Below are 19372 nucleotides of genomic sequence, written 5' to 3' on the forward strand. Positions count from 1 at the left end.
CGTATTCGCGGACCTGGGTGGTCTCGCACTGGCTGGGCAGCCCGGGCCGGCGCACCCCGGTCCGCGGCGCCGCTGGTGGCCCTCGCGGCCATCGCGGGTCTGACGATCGTGGTGGCGCTCGCGGGTTTTCTCCGACGGGTCCGCCACGACCCACCGGAAGGCGCTGTGCCGCAATCGGATCGGGCCGCGCTCCCGCGCCCCACCCGCAGGCAGCTGGTGGCCGCGGTCGGCGTGGCGCTGGTACTCGCCGGAATTGCTTGCGCGGCACCGTTTCTCGGGGTGCGGGTCCCGTGGGCCGAACGACCGGCGGTCACCGAGCGGAGCGCGGACCCGACGGGTACGGCGGTCCGCGAACGCCCGGACCCGGTCCCGCCCCCGCACACGGACCTCGCCGAGGCCGGCATCGCGGCGGGCGCGCTCGGGGTGCTCGCGCTCGCCGGTCTCGGCATCGTGACGGTCCGGTCCTCCCGGCGGCGGACCGACGCGGCCGCGGATCCGTCGCACCACGACGCGCACGAGGTCGTGCGACGGGTGATCGAGCGGGGACTCGACCAGGTGCGGCAACCCGATCAGGACCCGCGGCAGGCCATCATCGCCTGCTATACCCAGATGGAATACGCGGTCGCGCAGGCGGCGCGGACGGTGTTCAGCGCGTCCGACACGGCCTACGAGGTGCTGGCCAAGGCGGTGGACGTGGGCGCGGTGCAACCGCAGATCGCCTCGGAGCTGGTGGATCTGTTCGCCGAGGCTCGTTACAGCGAACACCCGATGACCGACCTGGACCGGGCCACCGCGGCGGCCCTGCTCGCCGGAATCCTCGACGACCTGGAGAGCCGGACATGAGGTTGGCATCGACGCTGTGGACGGCGATCGTGGTGGTCGCCGGCGCCGAGTCGATCGCGTTGCTGATCGCGCGGCCGCTCCTGCTGCCGGTGAGCGGATGCGCGCTGGCGGCGGCGGCGTTTCTGCTGGGCCGCGAGATCGCCCGTCGCGCACCGGAACCCGAGTTGGACACCGCCGAGACGACCGTCGTGGAGCAGCGCCTCGCGCGGGTGGCGACCCTGGCCGCCCGCGCCGACGGCACCCGGGGCGACTGGGATCGCCATGTGCGCCCGTTGGTCTCGCGCGAATTCGAGTTGACCCTCGGCGTCCACGCCGGCGATCGGAGCGCCGCCGCGCGCGAGATCGGCCCGGGGTATTTCGGATCGGAGCTGTGGCGGTGGGTCGATCCGGCGAATGTGGCCGGGCCGCACGGCGACCGCGACGCACCCGGACCGGGCCGTGACACGCTGTGCCGCATCATGGACCGTCTGGACGGGCAGCCGGTGTCATGAGCGACCGGTTCACCTCCGACACCGCGCGCGTCCGGTGGCGGCTCTCCGCCGCGGCCGTCGCCGTCATCTGGTGCGCCGGAACGGTTTTCGCCATGGCCGTCGCGCTGAACCGCCCGCAGCTGGTGGTCTTCGCCGCGCCGCTGGCCGGGGTCGTGCTGGCCGCGCAGTGGCGGCCGCCCGAGACCGTCGTGCGCGTCGTGGCCGACCCCGCCGACGATCTGGGACACGGTATCGCGCACTGTTTCGAGACCGACACGATCGTCGTGCGGCTGCGCCTCGTGTCCGGCGGCAATCCGGGCGGGGTGGCCCTGGAACTGCCGGTGGTCGAGGGCCTGCGCTCGCGGGTGATCGACGAGGAGGCGGCGCGGACGACGGTGGTGCGGGTCGAATGCGTTCGCTGGGGCCGCCACCGGCTCGCGGTGCGGGTGCACGCGCGCGCGAGATGGGGTCTGCTGCGCGGCGCCGAGGTCGTGCGCCCGATCGAGGTGCGGGTGTTCCCCCGGGTGCACCCGCGGCGCTTCGATCCGGTGCGCTCCACCCCGGCGGTGCTGCGACATTCCGGGACCCACCCCTCGAACCGGTCGGGTTCCGGCGTGGAATACGCGGATCTGCGCCAATTCTCGCCGGGCGACAGCCTGCGGACGATCAATTGGCCGGTCAGCGTGCGGCAGGGCAGCCTGTACGTCACCGACCGCCGCGTCGAGCAGTCCGTGGATCTCGTGGTGCTGCTCGACACCCACGCCGGGCCCGACGGTCCCGTCGCGCGCGCACACGATCGGTCGGTGCGGGGCGCGGTCGAGATCGTGGCGAACGGGCTGCGCAGCGGGGATCGGGTCGGGCTGGTCTGCCTGGGCGCGGACGTGCGCTGGATCGAGGCGAAAGGCGGCCGCTCCCAATACTTTCGGGCGCTGTCGATGATCCTCGGCGTCGACGACGCGGGGGCCGCCCGGTGCTCGGGTTCGCTGCCGCCCCGCGCCGCCGCGCCGCCCGGTGCCATCGTCATCGCCTTCTCGACGCTGATCTCCACCGCGTTCTTCCTCGCCCTGATCGAACTGCGCAAGCGTGGTCATCCGATCGTGGTGGTCGATGTGCTCGCGGGCGCGGATCTGATCCGGCCGTCGGATGATCCGCTGTGCCGCAAGCTCTGGGACTTCGAACGCCGGGGCATGTATCGGGACATGCGCAGCTCCGGGCTCGAGGTGGTGGCCTGGCCGCCGGAACACGCGTTGACCGAGGCGCTGACAGCGCGCGGGCCACGCCGGGGGAGGCCCTAGATGGCGATCGGCCCCGTGCTGTCCGTCCTCGCCGTCGCGCTCGCCGTCGCCGGGCTGCGGTACCGGATCGTCGCGATCGCCGCCGTGGTCTGCCTGGCCGCGGCGCTCACGCTGTCCGGGCACGTCGATGTGTGGACCTACGCGGCGGCCGGGGCGGCCGCCACGCTGTATCTGGTGCTGGCGCACGGCGGTTCGCGCCGTTCGGCGGGCCGGGACGTCCTGGTTCCCATCGCCGCCGCGCTGGCCACCCTGGTGACGGCCCTGGCGTTCGTCGTACCGATCCGCCTGCCCTGGCTGGGGGCCGTCGCCCCGCCCGCGGTCCTGCTGCTCATCGCGCTGCCGTTGCTGGCCGGGGGAACCGACGAGGACCCGCGCGACCCCTGATCCGATTACGTCGAACCGACCGTCACCCGACGGACGCCGCCGGTCACCCTCGCGACGCACAGTGGACGGCATCATCCCACTCGCTCGAAGGACGGAAAACCCATGGCCCCCAACGAATCCCGTCGCACCCGGGTAGTGTTTGCGCTCGCGGCAGCCGTCGCCGCGGGCGGCCTGGCCGTCGCGTGCACCGCGAGCACCACCGAGGCGAATCCGACCCCGGACGGCCCCCGGCCGACGGTCGTCCTCGAACACGGCGCGTTCGCCGACGGTTCGAGCTGGAACGACGTGATCGAGAAGCTGCGCGCCGACCACTATCCGGTCGTGGCCGCCGCGAACCCGCTGCGCGGTCCGGCCGCGGACGCCACCACCCTGCGCGCGCTCATCGATCACCTAGACGGGCCCGTCGTCCTGGTCGGCCACTCCTACGGCGGTTCGGTGATCAGCGCGGCGGCGGCGGGCAGCGACAAGGTGAAGGCGCTCGTCTACGTCGCCGCCTTCCTGCCCGCGCCCGGTGAGACCGCGCTGGAGCTGACCGGCCGCTTCCCCGGCTCGACCCTGCCCGCCGCGCTGGATCCGGTGCCCTACAACGGAAACGGCGGCGCGGGCACCGACCTCTACATTCAGCGGGACAGGTTCCGCGACCAGTTCGCCGCCGACGTCCCCGCCGATCGGGCCGCCCTGATGGCCGCGACCCAGCGCCCGATCGCCCGATCCGCGCTCGAGGAGCGGGCGACCGCGGCCGCGTGGACCGAGAAGCCCAGCTGGGACGTGATCACCACCGAGGACCGCAACATCCCCGTCGCGGCGCAACGCTTCATGGCCGAGCGCGCGCACGCCCACGTCACCGAGGTCCCCGCCTCCCATTCGGTCGCCGTCTCCCACCCCGATCGGGTGGCCGAGGTGATCGAGGCGGCCGCCCACTCCTGAACACCTGGCCGGACCGCGAAAACCCGCCCCCTGCAAGACTTCTCGCGGGGGCGGGTTTCGTGTCGAATGTCAGCGCACGGCGCGCAACGGCCCCCGGAAGGACTTGCGCAGCGACGACGGTCCGACCAGCGGGAGCAGCGCCGCCAGCAGTCTGCCCCGCAGCGTGGTCGGGGTCCGGGTCAGCTCGATGTCGACGCGGCTGCCGGTCGCGTCGGGGGAGGCCCGGAAGACCCAGCCGCCGCCCGCGCCGAACAGCTTGGAGTCCAATGTCGTCACGGTCACCGTGTCCCCGGCCGGATCCCACTCGTAGCGCGCCCGTTCCCACGCCGCCGCGGTGCCCTCGGTGACCTCGGCCCAGCCGTCGCCGCGATCGTGCACCACGAAGTGCTCGGCGTCGATCGACGACCAGGCGTCCGGGCGCCCGGGCCCGAAGTCGGTGAGCACGCGCACGACCTCGGCGGGGGTCAGCGTGGACAGCAAATGGAAACGGACGGTGGTCATGGGAAGCGCTCCTTCGGAATCGGTGGTCACAGCTGGTCGGCGTCGATTACGGCCCGCGCGAACGGATGCGGCGCCTCCTGCGGGACGTTGTGCCCGATGCCGTCGAGGACGCGGTGCTCGTACTTGCCGATGAACTTGGCGCGGTAGGCCGCCCCGTCCTCGGCCGCCCCGTCGAAGTCGCTGCCGATGGTGATGGTCGGGACGCCGACGGTCGCGCCGTCGAGCCGCCGCTCGTACTCGTCGTACCGCGGTTCGCCCGGCGCGAGCCCGAGCCGCCACCGATAGTTGTGGATGACGATGTCGACGTGGTCGGGGTTGTCGAAGGACGCGGCCGTGCGGTCGAAGGTGGCGTCGTCGAATGTCCACGCGGGCGAGGCGCGTCGCCAGATCAGCTTGTTGAAGTCGTGCCGGTTGCGGCTGTAGCCCAGCCGCCCGCGCTCGGTCGCGAAGTAGTACTGGTACCACCAGCCGAGTTCGGCCTCCGGCGACAGCGGCTGTTGATTGGCGGGGATCGAGCTGACGAGATATCCGCTCACCGATACGAGCGCCTTGCACCGCTCCGGCCACAGCGCCGCGACGATGTCGGCGGTCCGCGCGCCCCAGTCGTATCCGGCGAGCACGGCCTTGTCGATACGCAGCGCGTCCATGAGGTTCACGAGGTCCTCGGCGATCGCGGTCTGCTGACCGTTGCGCACGGTCCCCGGCGACAGGAACGTCGTCGGCCCGTACCCCCGCAGATACGGCACGATCACCCGGTACCCGGCGGCGGCGAGCAGCGGCCCGACGTCGGCGTAGCTGTAGGCGTCGTACGGCCAGCCGTGCAGCAACACGACGGGTTGTCCGGTGGTCGAACCGAATTCGGCGTAACCGACGTTCAGCACCCCGGCATCGACGTGTTCGATCGGGCCGAGCGTGGTGTGCAGTCCCGCACCCGCGCGCGGGTCCGCTCCCGGCGCGGGCCGTGGTTCGTCGTCGGCGCAGGCCGCGAGCGACCCCGCCGCCAATCCGGCGGCGCCCACCGCCAGCGCCCCGCCGAACAGTCCTCGTCTGCTGAGTGTCATCGCGCCTCCTGCCACCTGTCCGCATGCCGTGGATCCGGGCCGATCCACCGCACCGACGTTATGGCGCACCGTCGCGCCCCCGCGTCCGTCGGATGACGTAGTCGACGACGGTCGTCCGGGCTCGGCCGCCGGAATCCGGGGCGAGCGTCCGGCCACCGGTCCCGGATACCATCGGTGCCGACTGCGGTGAGCGCCGCACGGCGGCAAGGGAACACGAGGAGGGCCGAGCGGCGATGCGGAGCGCGTTTTTCGGGAACTTGGATCAGGGACAGCCGGGGCAGTTCGCCCTGCAGAACTCGAAGATGCTGCGGGTGCAGCTGAACGGGGACGTGTTCGCGCGGCAGGGGTCGATGGTCGCGTTCCAGGGGCAGATGGACTTCCACTATCAGGGCGCCGGGGGGATCGGGAAGTTCATCAAGAAGGCGCTCACCGGCGAGGGTGTGGAGCTGATGCGGGTGTCGGGGCAGGGGGCGCTGTTCCTCGCGCACGACGCGCACGACATCCACCTGTTCTATCTGGAGAACGAGGGCATCACGGTCAACGGCGAGAACGTCCTCGCCTATGAACCGCACCTGGACTCCGACATCAAGCGGGTGCAGGGGGCGGGGATGGTCACCTCCGGTCTGTTCAACACCACGCTCACCGGCACCGGCTGGGTCGCGGTCACCACGCACGGCGCGCCCGTGCTGCTCGACGCCGGGCGCGCGCCGACCTTCGCCGACGGGCAGTCGGCCGTCGCCTGGAGCACCAGCCTCCAGGTGGGCGTGAACCGGACCTTCAAGGTGGGCGCGCTGATCGGGCGCGGCAGCGGGGAGGCGGCGCAGCTCGCCTTCCGCGGTCAGGGTTTCGTACTCGTGCAGGCCAGCGAGGGGCCGACGGTGCCGCCGCACACCCACGCGGGCTCGTAGTTTCCTGGCGGGCAAGGCAATTCGATAACGTTGATCGAGTGATCCGCACGTTCCTGGTGTTGCCGCTCGATGCCGCCCCCGCCGAATCGGACCTCGCCGCGTACCTGGAATCGCAACAGCCGCTACCCGTCTCCGACGACGACCCGTCCGCCGCGATCCGCTCGACGGTCGAGGCGTGGAACCGGCAGGTGGTGCTGGCGGGCCGCGGCGAGGCCCTGATCCGCTGTGACCCCGCCGGAACCATTGTCCGCGTACGGATTCCGCACCAGTTCCTCGCCCGCGTCCTGCCCCTCCTGCGCGACCACGCCCGCCCCGCCGCCTTCTACGACGCCGACCGCCGCACCCTGCACCGCTTCGGCCCCCGCCGCCCCGCCACCCTCCGCATCGACGATCACCCCGTCGCCCGGACCATCGCCCTGGACGAACTCCGCTCCTACATCGAGACTTTGACCACCCCCCAGGTCCTCACCGTCACCAAACCCGACGAGGACCCCGCCACCTTCATCCAGACCTACCCCACCCCACCCGAACCAACCGAAACCCCCACCTACACAGTCGAAATCAGCGACGCCTCCGCCGCCCGCCGCTACCGCACCCGCCTCGACACCCCCACCATCGTCGCCGACCTCATCTGGGACTGGCTCGACGCCCGCTGGAACCGCCTCTACCAACACACCTGGCGCCTCGACCCCTCCGCCCGCGACACCCACCTGCCGTGATCACGGACGAGTCCGCTGATTGCGCCGCAACTCCGTCGACACCGCCGCCCCGACGAGGGACAGTGCGGCGATGGCGCCGAAGGCCAGGTGGTAGCCCGACAGGGCGGCCCAGCCGGAAAGGGCTGCGCGGGAGAGGATTACCGCGACGATCGCCACTCCGACCGCCCCGCCGATGCGCTGGAGGATGTTGACGAAGGCGGCGGCGTCGGGGAGTTGGTCGGGGCGGACGGCGGCGTAGGCGGCGGAGACCAGGGGCATTCCCGACAGCGCCGTGGCCACGCCCGCCGCGAACAGAAGCGCCTGCACCACAACGGGATTCGCGTCGGCGGGGAGGAAGGCGAAGGGCAGTAGGGTGGCGGTCACCGCCAGGCCGCCGCAGATCGCCACCGCGCCGCCGCCGATGCGGTCGGTGAGGCGGCCGCCGAGGGGAAGGGTGATGACGCCGCCCGCGCCGAAGGAGATCAGGGCGACGCCGGTGCGAATCAGGCCGTAGCCGTGCAGTTCCTGGAAGTACAGCGGGAGCAGCACCATCACCCCGAACATGGCCGCGCCCGCGAAGAAGCTCGCGGCATTGGCGGCGGCGAACACCGGATCGGCGAACATGCGCACATCCAGCAGAGCGCGCGCACTGCGCACCGACCGCGCGACGAAACCCGCCACCCCCACCGCGCCGAGCGCCACCGGCAACCACACCGACACCGCCCCCACACCCCCGCGCTCACCGATCTCCGACAACCCGTACACCACCGCCGACACCCCGCCCCCGGCCAGCACCAACCCGAGCACATCGAACCCCTGCCCGGCCACCCCCTTGCCCAGCGGCAGATACCGCAGCCCGAGCCCCAACCCGATCAACCCCAGCGGAATATTGATCAGGAACAACCACTCCCAGCCCCAGTGCGCCAGCATGAGCCCGCCCACGGTCGGCCCGATCGTCGGCGCGCCGACCACGGCGATCCCGACCACGCCCATCGCTCGGCCCATCCGCCGCGGCCCCGCCGCCTGACCGAGGATGGTCTGCCCGGCCGGAAGCATCACCCCGGCGGCGAGCCCCTGCAGAATCCGCAGCGCGATCAACCACCCCGCCGACCCCGCGAGCGCGCACAGCCCCGACGTCACCGTGAACGCCACCAGCGCCCCGATCCACAACCGTCCCACCCCGACCCGGCGGGCCAGCCAGCCGCAGACCGTCAGCGAAACCCCCAGTGCCAGTAGATAACCGCTGGCGATCCACTGGATCGTGGCCAGATCGGCGCCCAGATCCGCGCCGATCTCGTGCAGGCCGATGTTCACCAGCGAGGTGTCGAGCATCCCCATCACCGCCCCGAACACCACGACGGCGGCGGTGCGCCACACGTGCGCCGGAATCGTGTCGGACGTGGGGGACGCGGTGTCCGTGCGCGTCTGCGTCATCGGACCCCTCCTTCACTTTCGATTGAGCAACCCAATTGCGGAGAGTAACAATGATTGGGCTACTCAACAATAGTTAGAATCGAAAGGTGACCGAAGACCGCGAGCTGCACCCACGTGGACTGCTGCGCTACCCGACCTATGCCCTGGGCAAGCTGCACAAGGCCATCCACGCCGAGGTCGGCACCTCGCTGCGCGAGCACTGGGTCCTCACCCACCTCGCCGAACGCAGCGAGATCTCGCAGCAGGAGATGGCCGAGGCGCTGAGCATCGACCGCAGCGAGGTGGTCCGCCTCATCGACGCGCTCGAGAAGGCGGGCCTGGTCACCCGCACCCGCGATCCGGAGGACCGCCGCCGCTACCGCCTTGCCATCACCGCCGCGGGCCAGAAGCTGCGCGCCGAGACCGACACCCGGATCGAGGCGGCCACCGACGGCGTCCTCGCCCGCCTCACCCCCGCCGAACGTCGTACCCTGCACCGCCTTTCGCTCAAGGCCCTCGGCTTCGACGACGAGAACCTCTGAGAAGCGGCGGACGTGGCGCGCGCCACTGTCGGCCACGCCGCTGTAATGACGAATCCGGGGTAGTCGCCTTGTGACGGAACCACACTCGAATTCGAAGGGGGCCTGTCATGGGTGCGACCCACGCGTTTCGGCAAACCGGCGGGGAGGCGCCGGATCTCGACACGCCACGCTCGGCGCGTCAACTGCTCGTCGTCTGGGTACTGCTGGTCGCGACGGCGGCGACGCTGCTGGTGCTGCTCTGAATAACAATGGAAACGTTCCTCCGTTAACGATGGAATTAACGTCGCTAACGGGGTGGTGTTACCGTTGAAAACATGGACACCGTTCGGTCCGCCGCTGCGGATAACACCCGGGAGCGCATCATCGCCGCGGCCATCGAGCTGCTGGCGGAGGGGGGCCGCGACGCCGTCTCCACCCGCGCGGTGAGCGCGGCCGCCGGAGTGCAGGCGCCGACGATCTACCGGCTGTTCGGCGACAAGCAGGGCCTGCTGGACGCGGTGGCCTCACACGGCTTCCGGGCCTACCTGAACAGCAAGACCGCGGTGAACAAGGATCTCGATCCGGTCGACGATCTGCGCGCGGGCTGGGACGCGCACGTCGAATTCGGCCTGGCCAATCCGGCCCTGTTCGCCCTCATGTACGGCGAGGCGCGGCCCGCGGAGTCGCTGCCGCCCGCGGCGGTCGCGGCGCTGAAGGTGTTGGGCCGCAAGGTCAAACGGGTCGCCGAGGCCGGGCGCCTGCGGGTCGAGGAGGAACGCGCCACCCACCTGGTCTACGCGGCCGGACTCGGCACCACCCTCACCCTGATCTCCATGCCCGACGAGGCCCGCGATCCGGCGCTGTCCGAACTCACCCGCGAGGCCATCGTCGCCGCCATCACCGCCGACGCCCCGGCGGCTCCCGTCGCGGGCCCGATCGGCGCGGCCGTCGCTCTGCGCGCGGTGCTACCCCAGACCAACGCCCTCACCGACGGCGAACGCAGCCTCATGGAGGAGTGGCTCGATCGCATCGCGGGCCGCCCCGACGCCGCCAAACCCCGTCGCGCGCACGGTATCTCGCCGCGCGAGGTCACGGCGCCCACGCGGCGGGGGGCCGTGCTGCCCACCCCGCGCTGAGGTGCTCTCGCCTACGCGGGTACGGAAACTCTTGCGTCCCAACCGGATCGGTCCAGGACCCGCGCCAGACCGGTGAGCATCGCCGAACACCCGTTGTCCAGCTTCAGGGTGGCGTACTCGTCGCCACGGGTGGGACCGCGGTTGATCACGACGACCGGGCGACCCGTCTTCGCCGCGTGCCGGACGAAGCGCAAACCGGACATGACGGTCAGCGAGGATCCGGCCACCAGCAGCACCTCGGCGTCGTCGACCAGCTCGAACGCGGCGGCGACGCGCGGCTTGGGCACGTTCTCGCCGAAGTACACGATGTCGGGTTTGAGCATGCCGCCGCAGCGGGCGCAGTCGACCATCCGGAAGGAGGCGGTGTCGGTGAGCACCGCGTCGGCGTCGGGCGCGACCTCGAGTCCGTCGGTGATCGCGGCCTCGGCGAATCCGGGATTGGCGGCCTCGAGCCGGTCCGCGAGCGACATGCGCGAGACGAGCCCGTCGCAGGACAGGCAGCGCACCCGCGCGTAGGTGCCGTGCAGATCGATCACCCGCCGATGTCCGGCCTTGGTGTGCAGCAGGTCGACGTTCTGGGTGATCAGGCCGCCGATCACGCCGAGCCGCTCGAGGCGGGCCAGCGCCCGGTGACCGTCGTTGGGGCGGGCGGCGTCCATGCGCCGCCAGCCGACGTGGTTGCGGGCCCAATACCGTTGCCGGAACACGGGATCCGCGACGAACTGCTGATAGGTCATGGGCGTGCGCGGCGGCGAGCCGGGCCCGCGATAGTCGGGAATTCCGCTGTCGGTGGAGATTCCCGCGCCGGTCAACACCGCCACGCGTCGGCCGACGACCAGATCGGCCAGCCGATCGAGGCCGGGTAGCCGGGAGGGATCGCACATGAGACCAGCGTACGACCCCTCCGATCCGGCTACCGATCCTGGAAACCGGCCTGCCGCGCCTTGTTCACCTCGGCCTCGGTGCGGGCCTTCTCGGCGGCCGCCTCCTTCGCGGCGGCGGTGCGCTCGGCCTCGGCCTTGTCCTGCTGGGCGCGTCCCTCGCCCTTCAGATTCTCGTTGCCGGTGATGATCCCGGCGACCTCCTTGGCCTTGCCCTTGACGTCCTCGACCACGCCCTCGACGGCTTCCCGGGGTCCACTTCCGTGCTGGGACACTTCCACCTCCGAAATCGGAACTACACGAGACGTTTCCGGCTTACCCGCCGCGCCGCCGTCGAATCGGGCGGCGCGCGTCACAGCCGGGGCGGCGCGATCGGGCCGGTAGGGTCGATTCGGTGAGTGGCTGGTTGCGACGCAGATTCTTCCTGGTGGGCCGATGGGATCGGGCCGTGAGCGCCGGTGTCGCGCGGCTGCCGGTGACCCCTTTCGACGAGGGCATGAAACGGCTGACGCATACGGCGGATCACGGCGTGCTCTGGTTCACCGTCGCCGCGGTGCTGGCGAGCCGCAAGGGCGCGCCGCGCCGGGCCGCCGTGCGCGGTGTGGCGTCGCTGGCCGGGGCGAGCTTCGTGGCCAATGCCGTGTTGAAGTCGGTGTTCGCGCGTCGCCGCCCCGCCGCCGAACTGCTGCCCGAGCGGCGGCGGCTGGTGCGCAGGCCCACCTCGTCGTCGTTCCCGTCCGGGCACAGCGCCTCCGCGGCGGCGTTCGTCACCGCGGTCGCCATGGAGTCCCCGCGCAGCGCGGTGGCGGTCGCGCCGCTGGCCGCGACGGTCGCCTACTCGCGCGTGCACACCGGGGTGCACTGGGGTTCGGACGTGCTCGTCGGCGCGTCGGTCGGCGTGGGGGTGGCCCTGGCGTCGCGGCGCTGGTGGCCGCTGCGCGAATCGGCCACCCATGCCCGTCCGGTGCGCGAGGTGCCGCGGCTGGTCGACGGCAAAGGGCTTGTGCTGCTGGTGAATCCGAACTCCGGCGATCCCGGGCAGGATCCGGCCGACGAACTCGCCGCGGTGTTCCCGGCCGCGCGGATCCTGCGCACCGAACCCGACCGCGACTGCGTCGAGCAGTTGGAGCAGGAGCTGGCCGAACGGACCGAGCACACGGCGGCGATCGGCGTCGCGGGCGGCGACGGCACGGTGGCGGCCGTGACGGGAGTGGCGCTGCGCCACGGGCTGCCGCTGGTGGTCGTGCCGACCGGAACCCTCAATCACTTCGCCCGCGATGTCGGCGTGGACACCGTCACCGAGGTCGCCGCGGCCACCGAGGCGGGCGAGGCGGTGTCGGTGGACGTGGCCAGCGTGCGACTCGACGGGGGCGAACCGCGCTGCCTGATCAACACCGCCAGCGTCGGCGCGTATCCCGAACTCGTGCGCCTGCGCGAGCAGTGGGAGGACCGCTGGGGCAAGTGGCCCGCCTTCGCCGCGGCGCTGCTGGTGACGCTGCGCCGGGCCGAGCCGATCCGGATCCGATTCGACGAGCGCTGGCACGACGTGTGGTTCCTGTTCGTCGGCAACGGGCCCTATCACCCGCACGGCGCGGTGCCCGCGTTCCGGCCGCGCATGGACTCCGGGCTGCTCGACATCCGTTGGCTGCGTGCGGATCTGCGGTTCTCCCGCGCCCGCGCGATGATCGCCCTGCTGCTGGGCGCGATCGGGCACAGCAACGTCTACGGCGAACGCATCGTCCGGGAGTTGACCGTCGATCTGTCCACTCCGCAGGCGCTCGCGACCGATGGCGAGGTGGTCGGCGAGGCGCGTCGTTTGAGGTTCGGGGTCGCCGGGTGCCTGGCGGTCTATCACCAGCACGAGCCGGGGGACTGAGGCCCGGCCCGAAGATGCTTCGGCCGCAAGCCCTTCGACACCGACGATTTCGATGATTCGAATGATCGAGCGGCGCGCCTGAGAATTATCTTCGAGGAACTGGACCGCTCGCCGCACGAAATTCATACTCGCTTCCGAGACCCTTCCGACCGGAACACGAGGAGCGCAGGTGAAGATCGGGATTCCCCGCGAGGTGAAGAACCACGAATACCGCGTGGCGTGCACGCCCGCGGGCGCGCGCGAGCTGGTGTCGCGCGGGCACGAGGTGTTCGTCGAGTCCGGGGCGGGTGCGGGTTCGGCCTTCGACGACGACGCCTACACCCTGGTCGGCGCGCGGGTGCTGCCGACCGCGGCCGAGGTGTGGGCGGTCGCCGATCTGGTGCTGAAGGTGAAAGAGCCGGTGGCGCAGGAGTATTCGCGGCTGCGCGAGGATCAGGTGCTGTTCACCTATCTGCATCTGGCCGCGTCCGCCGAATGCACCGATGCCCTGCTGGCCTCGGGCATCACCGCGATCGCCTACGAGACCGTCACCGGCCGCGACGGTTCGCTGCCGCTGCTGGCCCCGATGAGCGAGGTCGCCGGTCGCCTCGCCCCGCAGGCGGGCGCCTACCACCTGATGCGTTCGGGCGGCGGCCGCGGCGTGCTCATGGGCGGCGTGCCCGGCGCGCGCCCGGCGAAGGTCGTGGTCATCGGGGCCGGGGTCGCCGGCCGCAATGCCGCCGCCGTCGCGGTCGGCATGCGCGCCGACGTGACCGTCCTCGACCTGAACATCGCCCCGCTGCGCGACCTGGACGCCCAGTATCAGGGCCGGGTGCGCACGGTCGTCGCCAACGCCCAGGAGGTCGAGAACCGCGTCCGCGAGGCCGATCTGGTCATCGGCGCCGTCCTCGTCCCCGGCGCCAAGGCCCCCAAACTGGTCTCCAATTCCCTTGTGGCGCAGATGAAGCCGGGTTCGGTCCTGGTCGACATCGCCATCGACCAGGGCGGCTGCTTCGCCGACTCCCACCCCACCACCCACGACGACCCCACCTACCGCGTCCACAACTCGGTCTTCTACTGCGTCGCCAACATGCCCGGCGCCGTTCCCTACACCTCGACCGTCGCCCTCACGAATGCCACTCTGCCGTACGTGATCTCGCTCGCCGACCGAGGTTGGCGCGCGGCGACCGCGGCCGATCCCGGGCTGGCGTCGGGGTTGAGCACCCATCGGGGGCTGCTGCTGTCCGAATCCGTCGCTGCCGCACATGGTTACACGGCGCATTCGGTGTCCGAGGTGGCGGCTGTCGAGGGGTGACTCCGGTTGGCGAGATGGCCTGTGCCGCTGAGGGTTCGGCGGTGGTCACCGTGCGATACCGTTCGTGCGAATGGCGGGGTGGTCGGCCCGGTTCAGGTGCGGGTGGGTGGGGTGCGGGGGCGGACGTGTTCGAAGATGAGGATGGTTTCGGTGCGGGCGACGGCGGGGTGGGCGCTGAGGTGTTCGAGGACGAACAGGCGGAGGGCCTCGGTGTCGGCGGTGGCCACGTGCACGAGGTAGTCGTCCGCCCCCGCGATGAAGTAGACGTTGAGGACCTCGCCGAGGGCGGCGAGGCGTTCGCCGAAGGCGGCCAGTTGCGGGCGTGCGTTGGCGTGCACCCGGACCGAGATCATCGCCTGGAGGCTGCGGCCGAGGGCGGCGGGGTCGATGTCGGCGTGGAAGCCGCGGATCACCCCGCGCTCGACGAGCGCGCGTACCCGGCCCAGGCAGGTCGACGGCGCGATCCCGGCCGCGGCGGCCAGCGCGTTGTTGGTGATGCGGCCGTCGCGGGCCAGCTCCTCGAGCAGGATGTGGTCGATCTCGTCGAGCGCCGGGCGATTGTTCCTCACCCGGCCCAACGTACCGAACGTGATTCGGCCCAGCGCGGGCCTCGAGGAATTATCTTCGCGGTGGCCCGGGTCTGGAAAGATTGCCCGGGTGAGTGCCACCGGCGATGATGTTCGTAGTCTCGCGTTGTCCCTGCCGGAGACGACGGAGCAATTCCAGTGGGGGATGCCGACTTTCCGGGTCGCGGGCAAGCTGTTCCTCACGCTGCCGGAGGAGGAGTCCTCGATGGCGGTGCGCTGCCCGATCGCCGACCGCGACGAACTGGTGCTCGCCGAGCCCGACAAGTTCTGGATCGCCCCGCACGAGGCCGGCAACGCGTGGGTGCGGGTGCGGCTGGCCGCCCTCGACGATCACGACGAACTCGCCGACATCGTGCGCGATTCGTGGCAGCAGGCCGCGCCCCGGCATCTGGTGCAGTGAGCTACCCGGTCTTCTTCGGCAGGCCCGGCGGGTTGATGCGGGTCTCGGTGACGGCCTCGCTCTTCAGGCCCCAGTGCTCGAGCACCTTCTGGTAGGTGCCGTGCTCGATGGCGTATTGCAAAGCCTCGTGAACCGGTCCGATCAGGCCGTTGTCCTTGCGGGTGAGCACCGCGATCTCGGCCTGTAGGGCATCGCCCGCGCCGGAGAAGTTCGCCACGATCTTGGTCTGGTTCGCCGTCGCGACGTGATAGACCGCGACCGGGTTCGGGCCCAGGTAGCCGTCGAGCCGATGCGAGGCCAGCGCGAGATAGTAGTCGGTCGCCTGCTGGTAGTAGGCGATGTCGATCTTCGGCAGCCCCTCGGCGACATTGCGATCGTTCCACTGCACCAGCAGCTGCTCCTGATTGGTCCCGCTGCCGACGCCGATCCGCTTGCCCGCCAACGACTTCCGGTCGGTATAGGTCCAGTTCGCGTCCTTGGCCACCTCGAGCGCCAGATTGTCGAGCCGATAGGTCGCGAAGTCGTACTTCTCCTTGCGCTCCTCGGTGACGGTCACATTGGAGATGAAGGCGTCCACCGCCCCGGAATCGATCGCCACGAAGTTCTGCGCCCAATCCGCCGCCCGCAGTTCGACTTTCAGCCCCAGCGTATCCGCGATCAGATACGCGAAGTCGACCTCGGACCCGATCAACGTCCGATCATCATTGGCGAAGAACCGCAGCGGCCCACCGGTATTCGCCGCCCCGGTGACAATCAGCGTCCCCCGATCCCGAATAGCCTGCGGCACCTTAGCCGCGATAGCGTCCACCTTCTCCCCCCGCACCCGCCCCGGCTGCTGCGGCGTCAAATCAAACGTCTGCCCATTGACCGCCCGAACCTCGGTCTCCGGCTCCGACCCCCCACACCCCCCAACCACCAACGCCGCCGTAACCAGCGCGACAGCAACCACCACCGCGCGGCGACGACCCCTGCGATTTCCGAACATGACCACGCCCTCCTACCACTAAGGCGAGGAAACCCCCACGCCCAAACCAACTTCGGCGACCGTAGGCCCTCCCCACCCCCATGTCCCCCCTCTGACTCGCCCTGAATCCAATCCTTGTAGTCCCCACCCCCACCCCATACCCGAATTCGCCCCGCTTCCAGCGCCTCTCAACCCCAGCACCCCATCCAACGCCTCCCAATGCAGCGCCGCACAACCGACGACCTCACAACCAAGGGCCTTCTCACCGAGGGCCTCCTCACTCAGGGTTTTCTCGCCGAGCGCTTCCCCACCGAGGACCTCCCAACCGAGGGTCTTCTCACGGAGGGCCTCCTCACTCAGGGTTTTCTCGCCGGGCGCTTCCCCACCGAGGACCTCCCAAATGAGGGCCTTCTCACCCAGGGCCTTCTCGCCGAGCGCCTCCTCATCGAGGGTTTCCTCACCCAGGATCTTCCTCGCCGAGCGCTTTCCCACCAAGGGCCTCTCAACCCAGGGCCTCCCAACCTGGGGCGAGCCTCGCAATCCAGGACCCCCCAATGAGGGGGCCTCCCAAAAGGTGCGGCTTCCGTGGTCCGGGCAGCCCAGCCGCACCCCCTATTCGAATCCGCACCCGTTGCAGGGCTCTACAAACGGTGCGGATCCCAACAAGGGGTGCGGCTGCGTTGCCACCCTCGAGGGACGGCCACCTCGGAGAAGCCAGCCGCCTCACCGTGCGCGAACACAGCCGCACCCTTTATTCGGATCCGCACCCTCTGCAGGGCTGTGCAAGGGGTGCGGATCCCAACAAGGGGTGCGGCTGGGGTGCGCGGTGGTTTCGCTCACGCTGATCGTGGAGGGTGGCAAGGGGGCGGTGGGGGAGCAGAATTCGTGGGAAAAACCAGTCGACCGAGGCAGGAGCGCAGTGACCACGTCGGTGCCGGTGAATCTCAAGCACGCCAAGGACATTCATCCCGCGGTGGATGTGCCGTGCTTACACGAGGCGATCCGGCCGGAGCGCACTCTCTGGTCGCCCGCCGAGCTGCACGAGCTGGTCGGCGAGGTTGCCACCACCCTGGCGACGCCGCTACTGGATCTCGTGCGCTTCGATCCGACCCAGCGTTGGTGGGCGCGGCTGGCGCTGACCATGGGCGTTGAGCTGTGGTTGCTGTCGTGGGCGCCGGGCCAGGGCACCGAACCGCACGATCACGGCGGCGCATCTGGAGCGTTCGCCGTCACCATCGGCGAGCTGCACGAGCGGTACCTGCACGCGGGCGCGACCCCGCGCACGGCGACCTGGTCGGCGGGCGATACCGTGGCCTTCGGCCCGCAGCGCGCCCATCAGCTCGGCAACGCCACCACCCGCCCCGCCGCATCGGTGCACGCGTACTCCCCGCCCCTGCGGCCGGTCCGCGAGTACCGCGAGCTGACCGATTTCACCGGACTGTGAAGGAGCCCCCGTGACCGCCGAGGACCTCCTCGCCCGCGCCCGCGCCCGCCTGCTGCGCGTCGACCCGCAACAGGCCGCCGCCCTGCAATCCGACGGCGCCCTGCTGATCGACCTCCGCCCGCACGCGAATCGCGCGGCGGAGGGCGAGATCCCCGGCGCGCTCATCGTCGAACGCATCGTCCTGGAATGGCGCCTCGACCCCACCGGCGACCACCGCCTCCCCGGCTTGGCCCCCGACACCCCGGTGGTCCTGATCTGCAACGAGGGCTACGCCTCCAGCCTCGCCGCGGCCGACGCCCAGCACCTTGGGCTCACCCATGTCACCGATGTGATCGGCGGTTTTCGAGCATGGCGGGCCGAGGGGCTGCCGGTGGTTCCGGGAGGGTCTCCGGCGATACCGTAATTCATTCTGCTTCAAGGGAGTTCGGCTCCCTACCGCGGTTTCGGTCCTGGTAGCCGCATGTAACATTGTCGTTGTCGACTGGTCGATTCAGTACTGTGCCTAGGCTTTCGGAGCCCAGTAGTCGGTCTCGTCGCGGATGTGGAAAGAGCGTCGCCGATTCCTAGTTGCCCCAAGGCTTTTGGTCCCAGGGCCTACGTCGTAGATCCCGTCGCGTGTATGGATCGGAAGCCGCAGCCGCCGAATCAACGCTGCGCCAAGGCTTTCAGTGCTCGATCCACATCATCGGACCCATTGTGAATATGGAACGAGAACCGCAACCCCCCATCCCGCGCCGAGGTGATGATGCCGGAATCATCCAGCCGCCTGGCGAATTCGCCCGCGCCCGGAAGCGTGACGATAGGGGAGTCGCCCGGAACCGGCGTCAGCCCGAGATCGGCCAGCCCGCGACGGAATCGGTCGGCGAGGGCACGATCGTGGCGCCCGACGGCCTCGACGGTCAGCTCCTCGATCAGGCTCAGTCCCGCGACGGCGGCCACCACACCGAGCCAGTCCGGGGTGTCGTCGAAGCGGCGAGCCGTGCGCGCGAGTTGTTGTGGCGCATACATTTCCGCCCACTTGTCCGCGGCCGCGTACCAGCCCGGCGTCACGGGCCGGACGACGTCGGCGAGGGCGGGTTGCACCGCCATCAGGCTCACGCTGCGGGCGCCCAGCAGCCATTTGAACGTCCCGCAGACCCAGAAGTCCGCATCGTCGAACCGCAAGGGCAGCCACCCCGCGGCCTGCGTGGCATCGAGCAGCAACCACGCGTTGTGCGCCCGCGTCGTGGCGCGCAACGCGGCCGGATCGATGGCCCGCCCGTCCGCCGACTGCACGACGCTCGTCGCCACCAACGCCGTCCGCGGCCGCACCTCCTCGGCCAACCGCTCCAGCGGCACCGCCCGCACGCTCAGATCCCCGCGATACCGAAAGGGATTGGGCACCGAGGCGAACTCCCCCTCCGGAACCAGCACCTCCGCCCCCGGCGGCAACGCGGCCGCCGCCGACCCCACCAGCGACCCCACCCCGTGTCCCACCGCCACATCCGCCCCCGTCGCCCCCGTCAACAATCGCGCGAACGCCGCCCGCAACCCATCCACCTGATCATCGTGAACCGACGGAGCCCCCGCCCCGACCGCCCACCGCTCGGTGACCTCCCGCACCGCGGCCAGCCCCCGCTCCGGCGGCAACCCATAAGACGCCGTATTCAGATAGACACTCTCGACCCGAAACTCGCCACCCGCCAACGCATCCATCCCCGAAGTCTGACCCCACCCCACCCCCACCGTCCATAGCCACCCCACCCCCAATGGCCTGCAACCCAGCCGCA

23 protein-coding genes are annotated in these 19372 nt (G+C 70.7%); 15 read left to right on the forward strand and 8 right to left on the reverse strand.

Going from position 1 to position 19372, the window contains the following annotated elements:
* The first annotated feature begins 75 nt into the window (after positions 1–75).
* From ACWDSJ_RS28450 to ACWDSJ_RS28470, 5 genes are all read left to right on the forward strand, one after another.
* On the forward strand, positions 76–843 hold the full coding sequence (locus ACWDSJ_RS28450; protein ID WP_450035514.1) for a DUF4129 domain-containing protein: 768 nt from the start codon (positions 76–78) through the stop codon (positions 841–843).
* A complete protein-coding gene (locus tag ACWDSJ_RS28455; RefSeq protein WP_450035515.1) occupies positions 840–1334 on the forward strand; it encodes a hypothetical protein in 495 nt (164 codons plus the stop codon). Before ACWDSJ_RS28450 ends, ACWDSJ_RS28455 begins: the two co-directional genes overlap by 4 nt.
* Positions 1331–2608 carry a DUF58 domain-containing protein gene (locus tag ACWDSJ_RS28460; RefSeq protein ID WP_450035516.1) on the forward strand — a complete coding sequence of 426 codons (1278 nt, stop codon included), beginning with the start codon at positions 1331–1333 and terminating at the stop codon, positions 2606–2608. The genes ACWDSJ_RS28455 and ACWDSJ_RS28460 overlap by 4 nt, the downstream gene beginning before the upstream one ends.
* Entirely contained in the window at positions 2609–2992 is a 384-nt protein-coding gene (locus tag ACWDSJ_RS28465; RefSeq protein WP_450035517.1) for a hypothetical protein, read from the forward strand. It begins immediately after the preceding gene.
* 102 nt (positions 2993–3094) lie between these two features.
* Positions 3095–3919: an alpha/beta fold hydrolase gene (locus ACWDSJ_RS28470; RefSeq protein WP_450035519.1), complete on the forward strand. Its 825-nt coding sequence runs from the start codon at positions 3095–3097 to the stop codon at positions 3917–3919.
* Between the two features lie 69 nt (positions 3920–3988).
* Here the strand turns inward: ACWDSJ_RS28470 and ACWDSJ_RS28475 are convergent, their stop codons facing one another.
* Positions 3989–4420 (reverse strand): hypothetical protein, encoded by a 432-nt coding sequence (locus tag ACWDSJ_RS28475; protein WP_450035520.1) that lies wholly within the window; start codon positions 4418–4420, stop codon positions 3989–3991.
* 26 nt (positions 4421–4446) lie between these two features.
* Positions 4447–5481: an alpha/beta fold hydrolase gene (locus ACWDSJ_RS28480; protein WP_450035521.1), complete on the reverse strand. Its 1035-nt coding sequence runs from the start codon at positions 5479–5481 to the stop codon at positions 4447–4449.
* Between the two features lie 233 nt (positions 5482–5714).
* Between ACWDSJ_RS28480 and ACWDSJ_RS28485 the strand changes: the two genes are divergently transcribed.
* Together ACWDSJ_RS28485 and ACWDSJ_RS28490 are read left to right on the forward strand one after the other, a co-directional pair.
* Entirely contained in the window at positions 5715–6389 is a 675-nt protein-coding gene (locus ACWDSJ_RS28485) for an AIM24 family protein (protein ID WP_450035523.1), read from the forward strand.
* A gap of 38 nt (positions 6390–6427) precedes the next feature.
* Complete coding sequence (locus ACWDSJ_RS28490; RefSeq protein ID WP_450035524.1) at positions 6428–7108, forward strand: hypothetical protein; 681 nt, start codon at positions 6428–6430, stop codon at positions 7106–7108.
* Here ACWDSJ_RS28490 and ACWDSJ_RS28495 read toward each other — a convergent pair whose 3' ends face one another.
* Complete coding sequence (locus ACWDSJ_RS28495) at positions 7109–8521, reverse strand: DHA2 family efflux MFS transporter permease subunit (RefSeq protein WP_450035525.1); 1413 nt, start codon at positions 8519–8521, stop codon at positions 7109–7111.
* A gap of 86 nt (positions 8522–8607) precedes the next feature.
* On the opposite strand from ACWDSJ_RS28495, the gene ACWDSJ_RS28500 reads away from it, so the two are divergent.
* The 3 genes from ACWDSJ_RS28500 to ACWDSJ_RS28510 all read left to right on the forward strand — a co-directional run bounded on the left by ACWDSJ_RS28500 (position 8608) and on the right by ACWDSJ_RS28510 (position 10157).
* On the forward strand, positions 8608–9042 hold the full coding sequence (locus tag ACWDSJ_RS28500) for a MarR family winged helix-turn-helix transcriptional regulator (RefSeq protein ID WP_450035527.1): 435 nt from the start codon (positions 8608–8610) through the stop codon (positions 9040–9042).
* A gap of 107 nt (positions 9043–9149) precedes the next feature.
* The gene (locus ACWDSJ_RS28505; protein ID WP_450035528.1) at positions 9150–9284 is read left to right on the forward strand and encodes a hypothetical protein; all 135 of its coding nucleotides are present in this window, start codon (positions 9150–9152) and stop codon (positions 9282–9284) included.
* Positions 9285–9356: 72 nt separating this feature from the next.
* Positions 9357–10157, forward strand: a complete 801-nt coding sequence (locus ACWDSJ_RS28510; RefSeq protein WP_450035529.1) for a TetR/AcrR family transcriptional regulator — start codon at positions 9357–9359, stop codon at positions 10155–10157.
* Between the two features lie 11 nt (positions 10158–10168).
* Here ACWDSJ_RS28510 and ACWDSJ_RS28515 read toward each other — a convergent pair whose 3' ends face one another.
* Together ACWDSJ_RS28515 and mbp1 are read right to left on the reverse strand one after the other, a co-directional pair.
* Positions 10169–11041, reverse strand: coding sequence for an NAD-dependent protein deacetylase (locus tag ACWDSJ_RS28515; protein WP_450035531.1), 873 nt, complete (start codon positions 11039–11041; stop codon positions 10169–10171).
* 29 nt (positions 11042–11070) lie between these two features.
* Complete coding sequence (gene mbp1, locus ACWDSJ_RS28520) at positions 11071–11313, reverse strand: microaggregate-binding protein 1 (RefSeq protein ID WP_450035708.1); 243 nt, start codon at positions 11311–11313, stop codon at positions 11071–11073.
* A gap of 119 nt (positions 11314–11432) precedes the next feature.
* Here mbp1 and ACWDSJ_RS28525 point away from each other — a divergent pair, with 119 nt between their 5' ends.
* Together ACWDSJ_RS28525 and ald are read left to right on the forward strand one after the other, a co-directional pair.
* Positions 11433–12914 (forward strand): phosphatase PAP2 family protein, encoded by a 1482-nt coding sequence (locus tag ACWDSJ_RS28525; RefSeq protein ID WP_450035533.1) that lies wholly within the window; start codon positions 11433–11435, stop codon positions 12912–12914.
* 169 nt (positions 12915–13083) lie between these two features.
* Positions 13084–14208, forward strand: coding sequence for an alanine dehydrogenase (gene ald, locus ACWDSJ_RS28530; protein WP_450035535.1), 1125 nt, complete (start codon positions 13084–13086; stop codon positions 14206–14208).
* 92 nt (positions 14209–14300) lie between these two features.
* Here ald and ACWDSJ_RS28535 read toward each other — a convergent pair whose 3' ends face one another.
* The gene (locus tag ACWDSJ_RS28535; RefSeq protein WP_450035536.1) at positions 14301–14786 is read right to left on the reverse strand and encodes an Lrp/AsnC family transcriptional regulator; all 486 of its coding nucleotides are present in this window, start codon (positions 14784–14786) and stop codon (positions 14301–14303) included.
* 79 nt (positions 14787–14865) lie between these two features.
* Between ACWDSJ_RS28535 and ACWDSJ_RS28540 the strand changes: the two genes are divergently transcribed.
* A complete protein-coding gene (locus ACWDSJ_RS28540; protein ID WP_450035537.1) occupies positions 14866–15195 on the forward strand; it encodes an MmcQ/YjbR family DNA-binding protein in 330 nt (109 codons plus the stop codon).
* A 1-nt stretch (position 15196) separates the two neighbouring features.
* On the opposite strand, the gene ACWDSJ_RS28545 is transcribed toward ACWDSJ_RS28540, so the two are convergent.
* Positions 15197–16180 carry an ABC transporter substrate-binding protein gene (locus tag ACWDSJ_RS28545; RefSeq protein WP_450035539.1) on the reverse strand — a complete coding sequence of 328 codons (984 nt, stop codon included), beginning with the start codon at positions 16178–16180 and terminating at the stop codon, positions 15197–15199.
* A gap of 898 nt (positions 16181–17078) precedes the next feature.
* On the opposite strand from ACWDSJ_RS28545, the gene ACWDSJ_RS28550 reads away from it, so the two are divergent.
* The gene (locus ACWDSJ_RS28550; RefSeq protein WP_387370589.1) at positions 17079–17603 is read left to right on the forward strand and encodes a cysteine dioxygenase; all 525 of its coding nucleotides are present in this window, start codon (positions 17079–17081) and stop codon (positions 17601–17603) included.
* A 10-nt stretch (positions 17604–17613) separates the two neighbouring features.
* A complete protein-coding gene (locus ACWDSJ_RS28555; RefSeq protein ID WP_450035541.1) occupies positions 17614–18006 on the forward strand; it encodes a rhodanese-like domain-containing protein in 393 nt (130 codons plus the stop codon).
* Positions 18007–18248: 242 nt separating this feature from the next.
* Here the strand turns inward: ACWDSJ_RS28555 and ACWDSJ_RS28560 are convergent, their stop codons facing one another.
* Positions 18249–19298, reverse strand: a complete 1050-nt coding sequence (locus tag ACWDSJ_RS28560) for an aminotransferase class V-fold PLP-dependent enzyme (RefSeq protein WP_450035542.1) — start codon at positions 19296–19298, stop codon at positions 18249–18251.
* Positions 19299–19372 lie beyond the last annotated feature (74 nt).

The organism is Nocardia sp. NPDC003482, assembly GCF_053588115.1.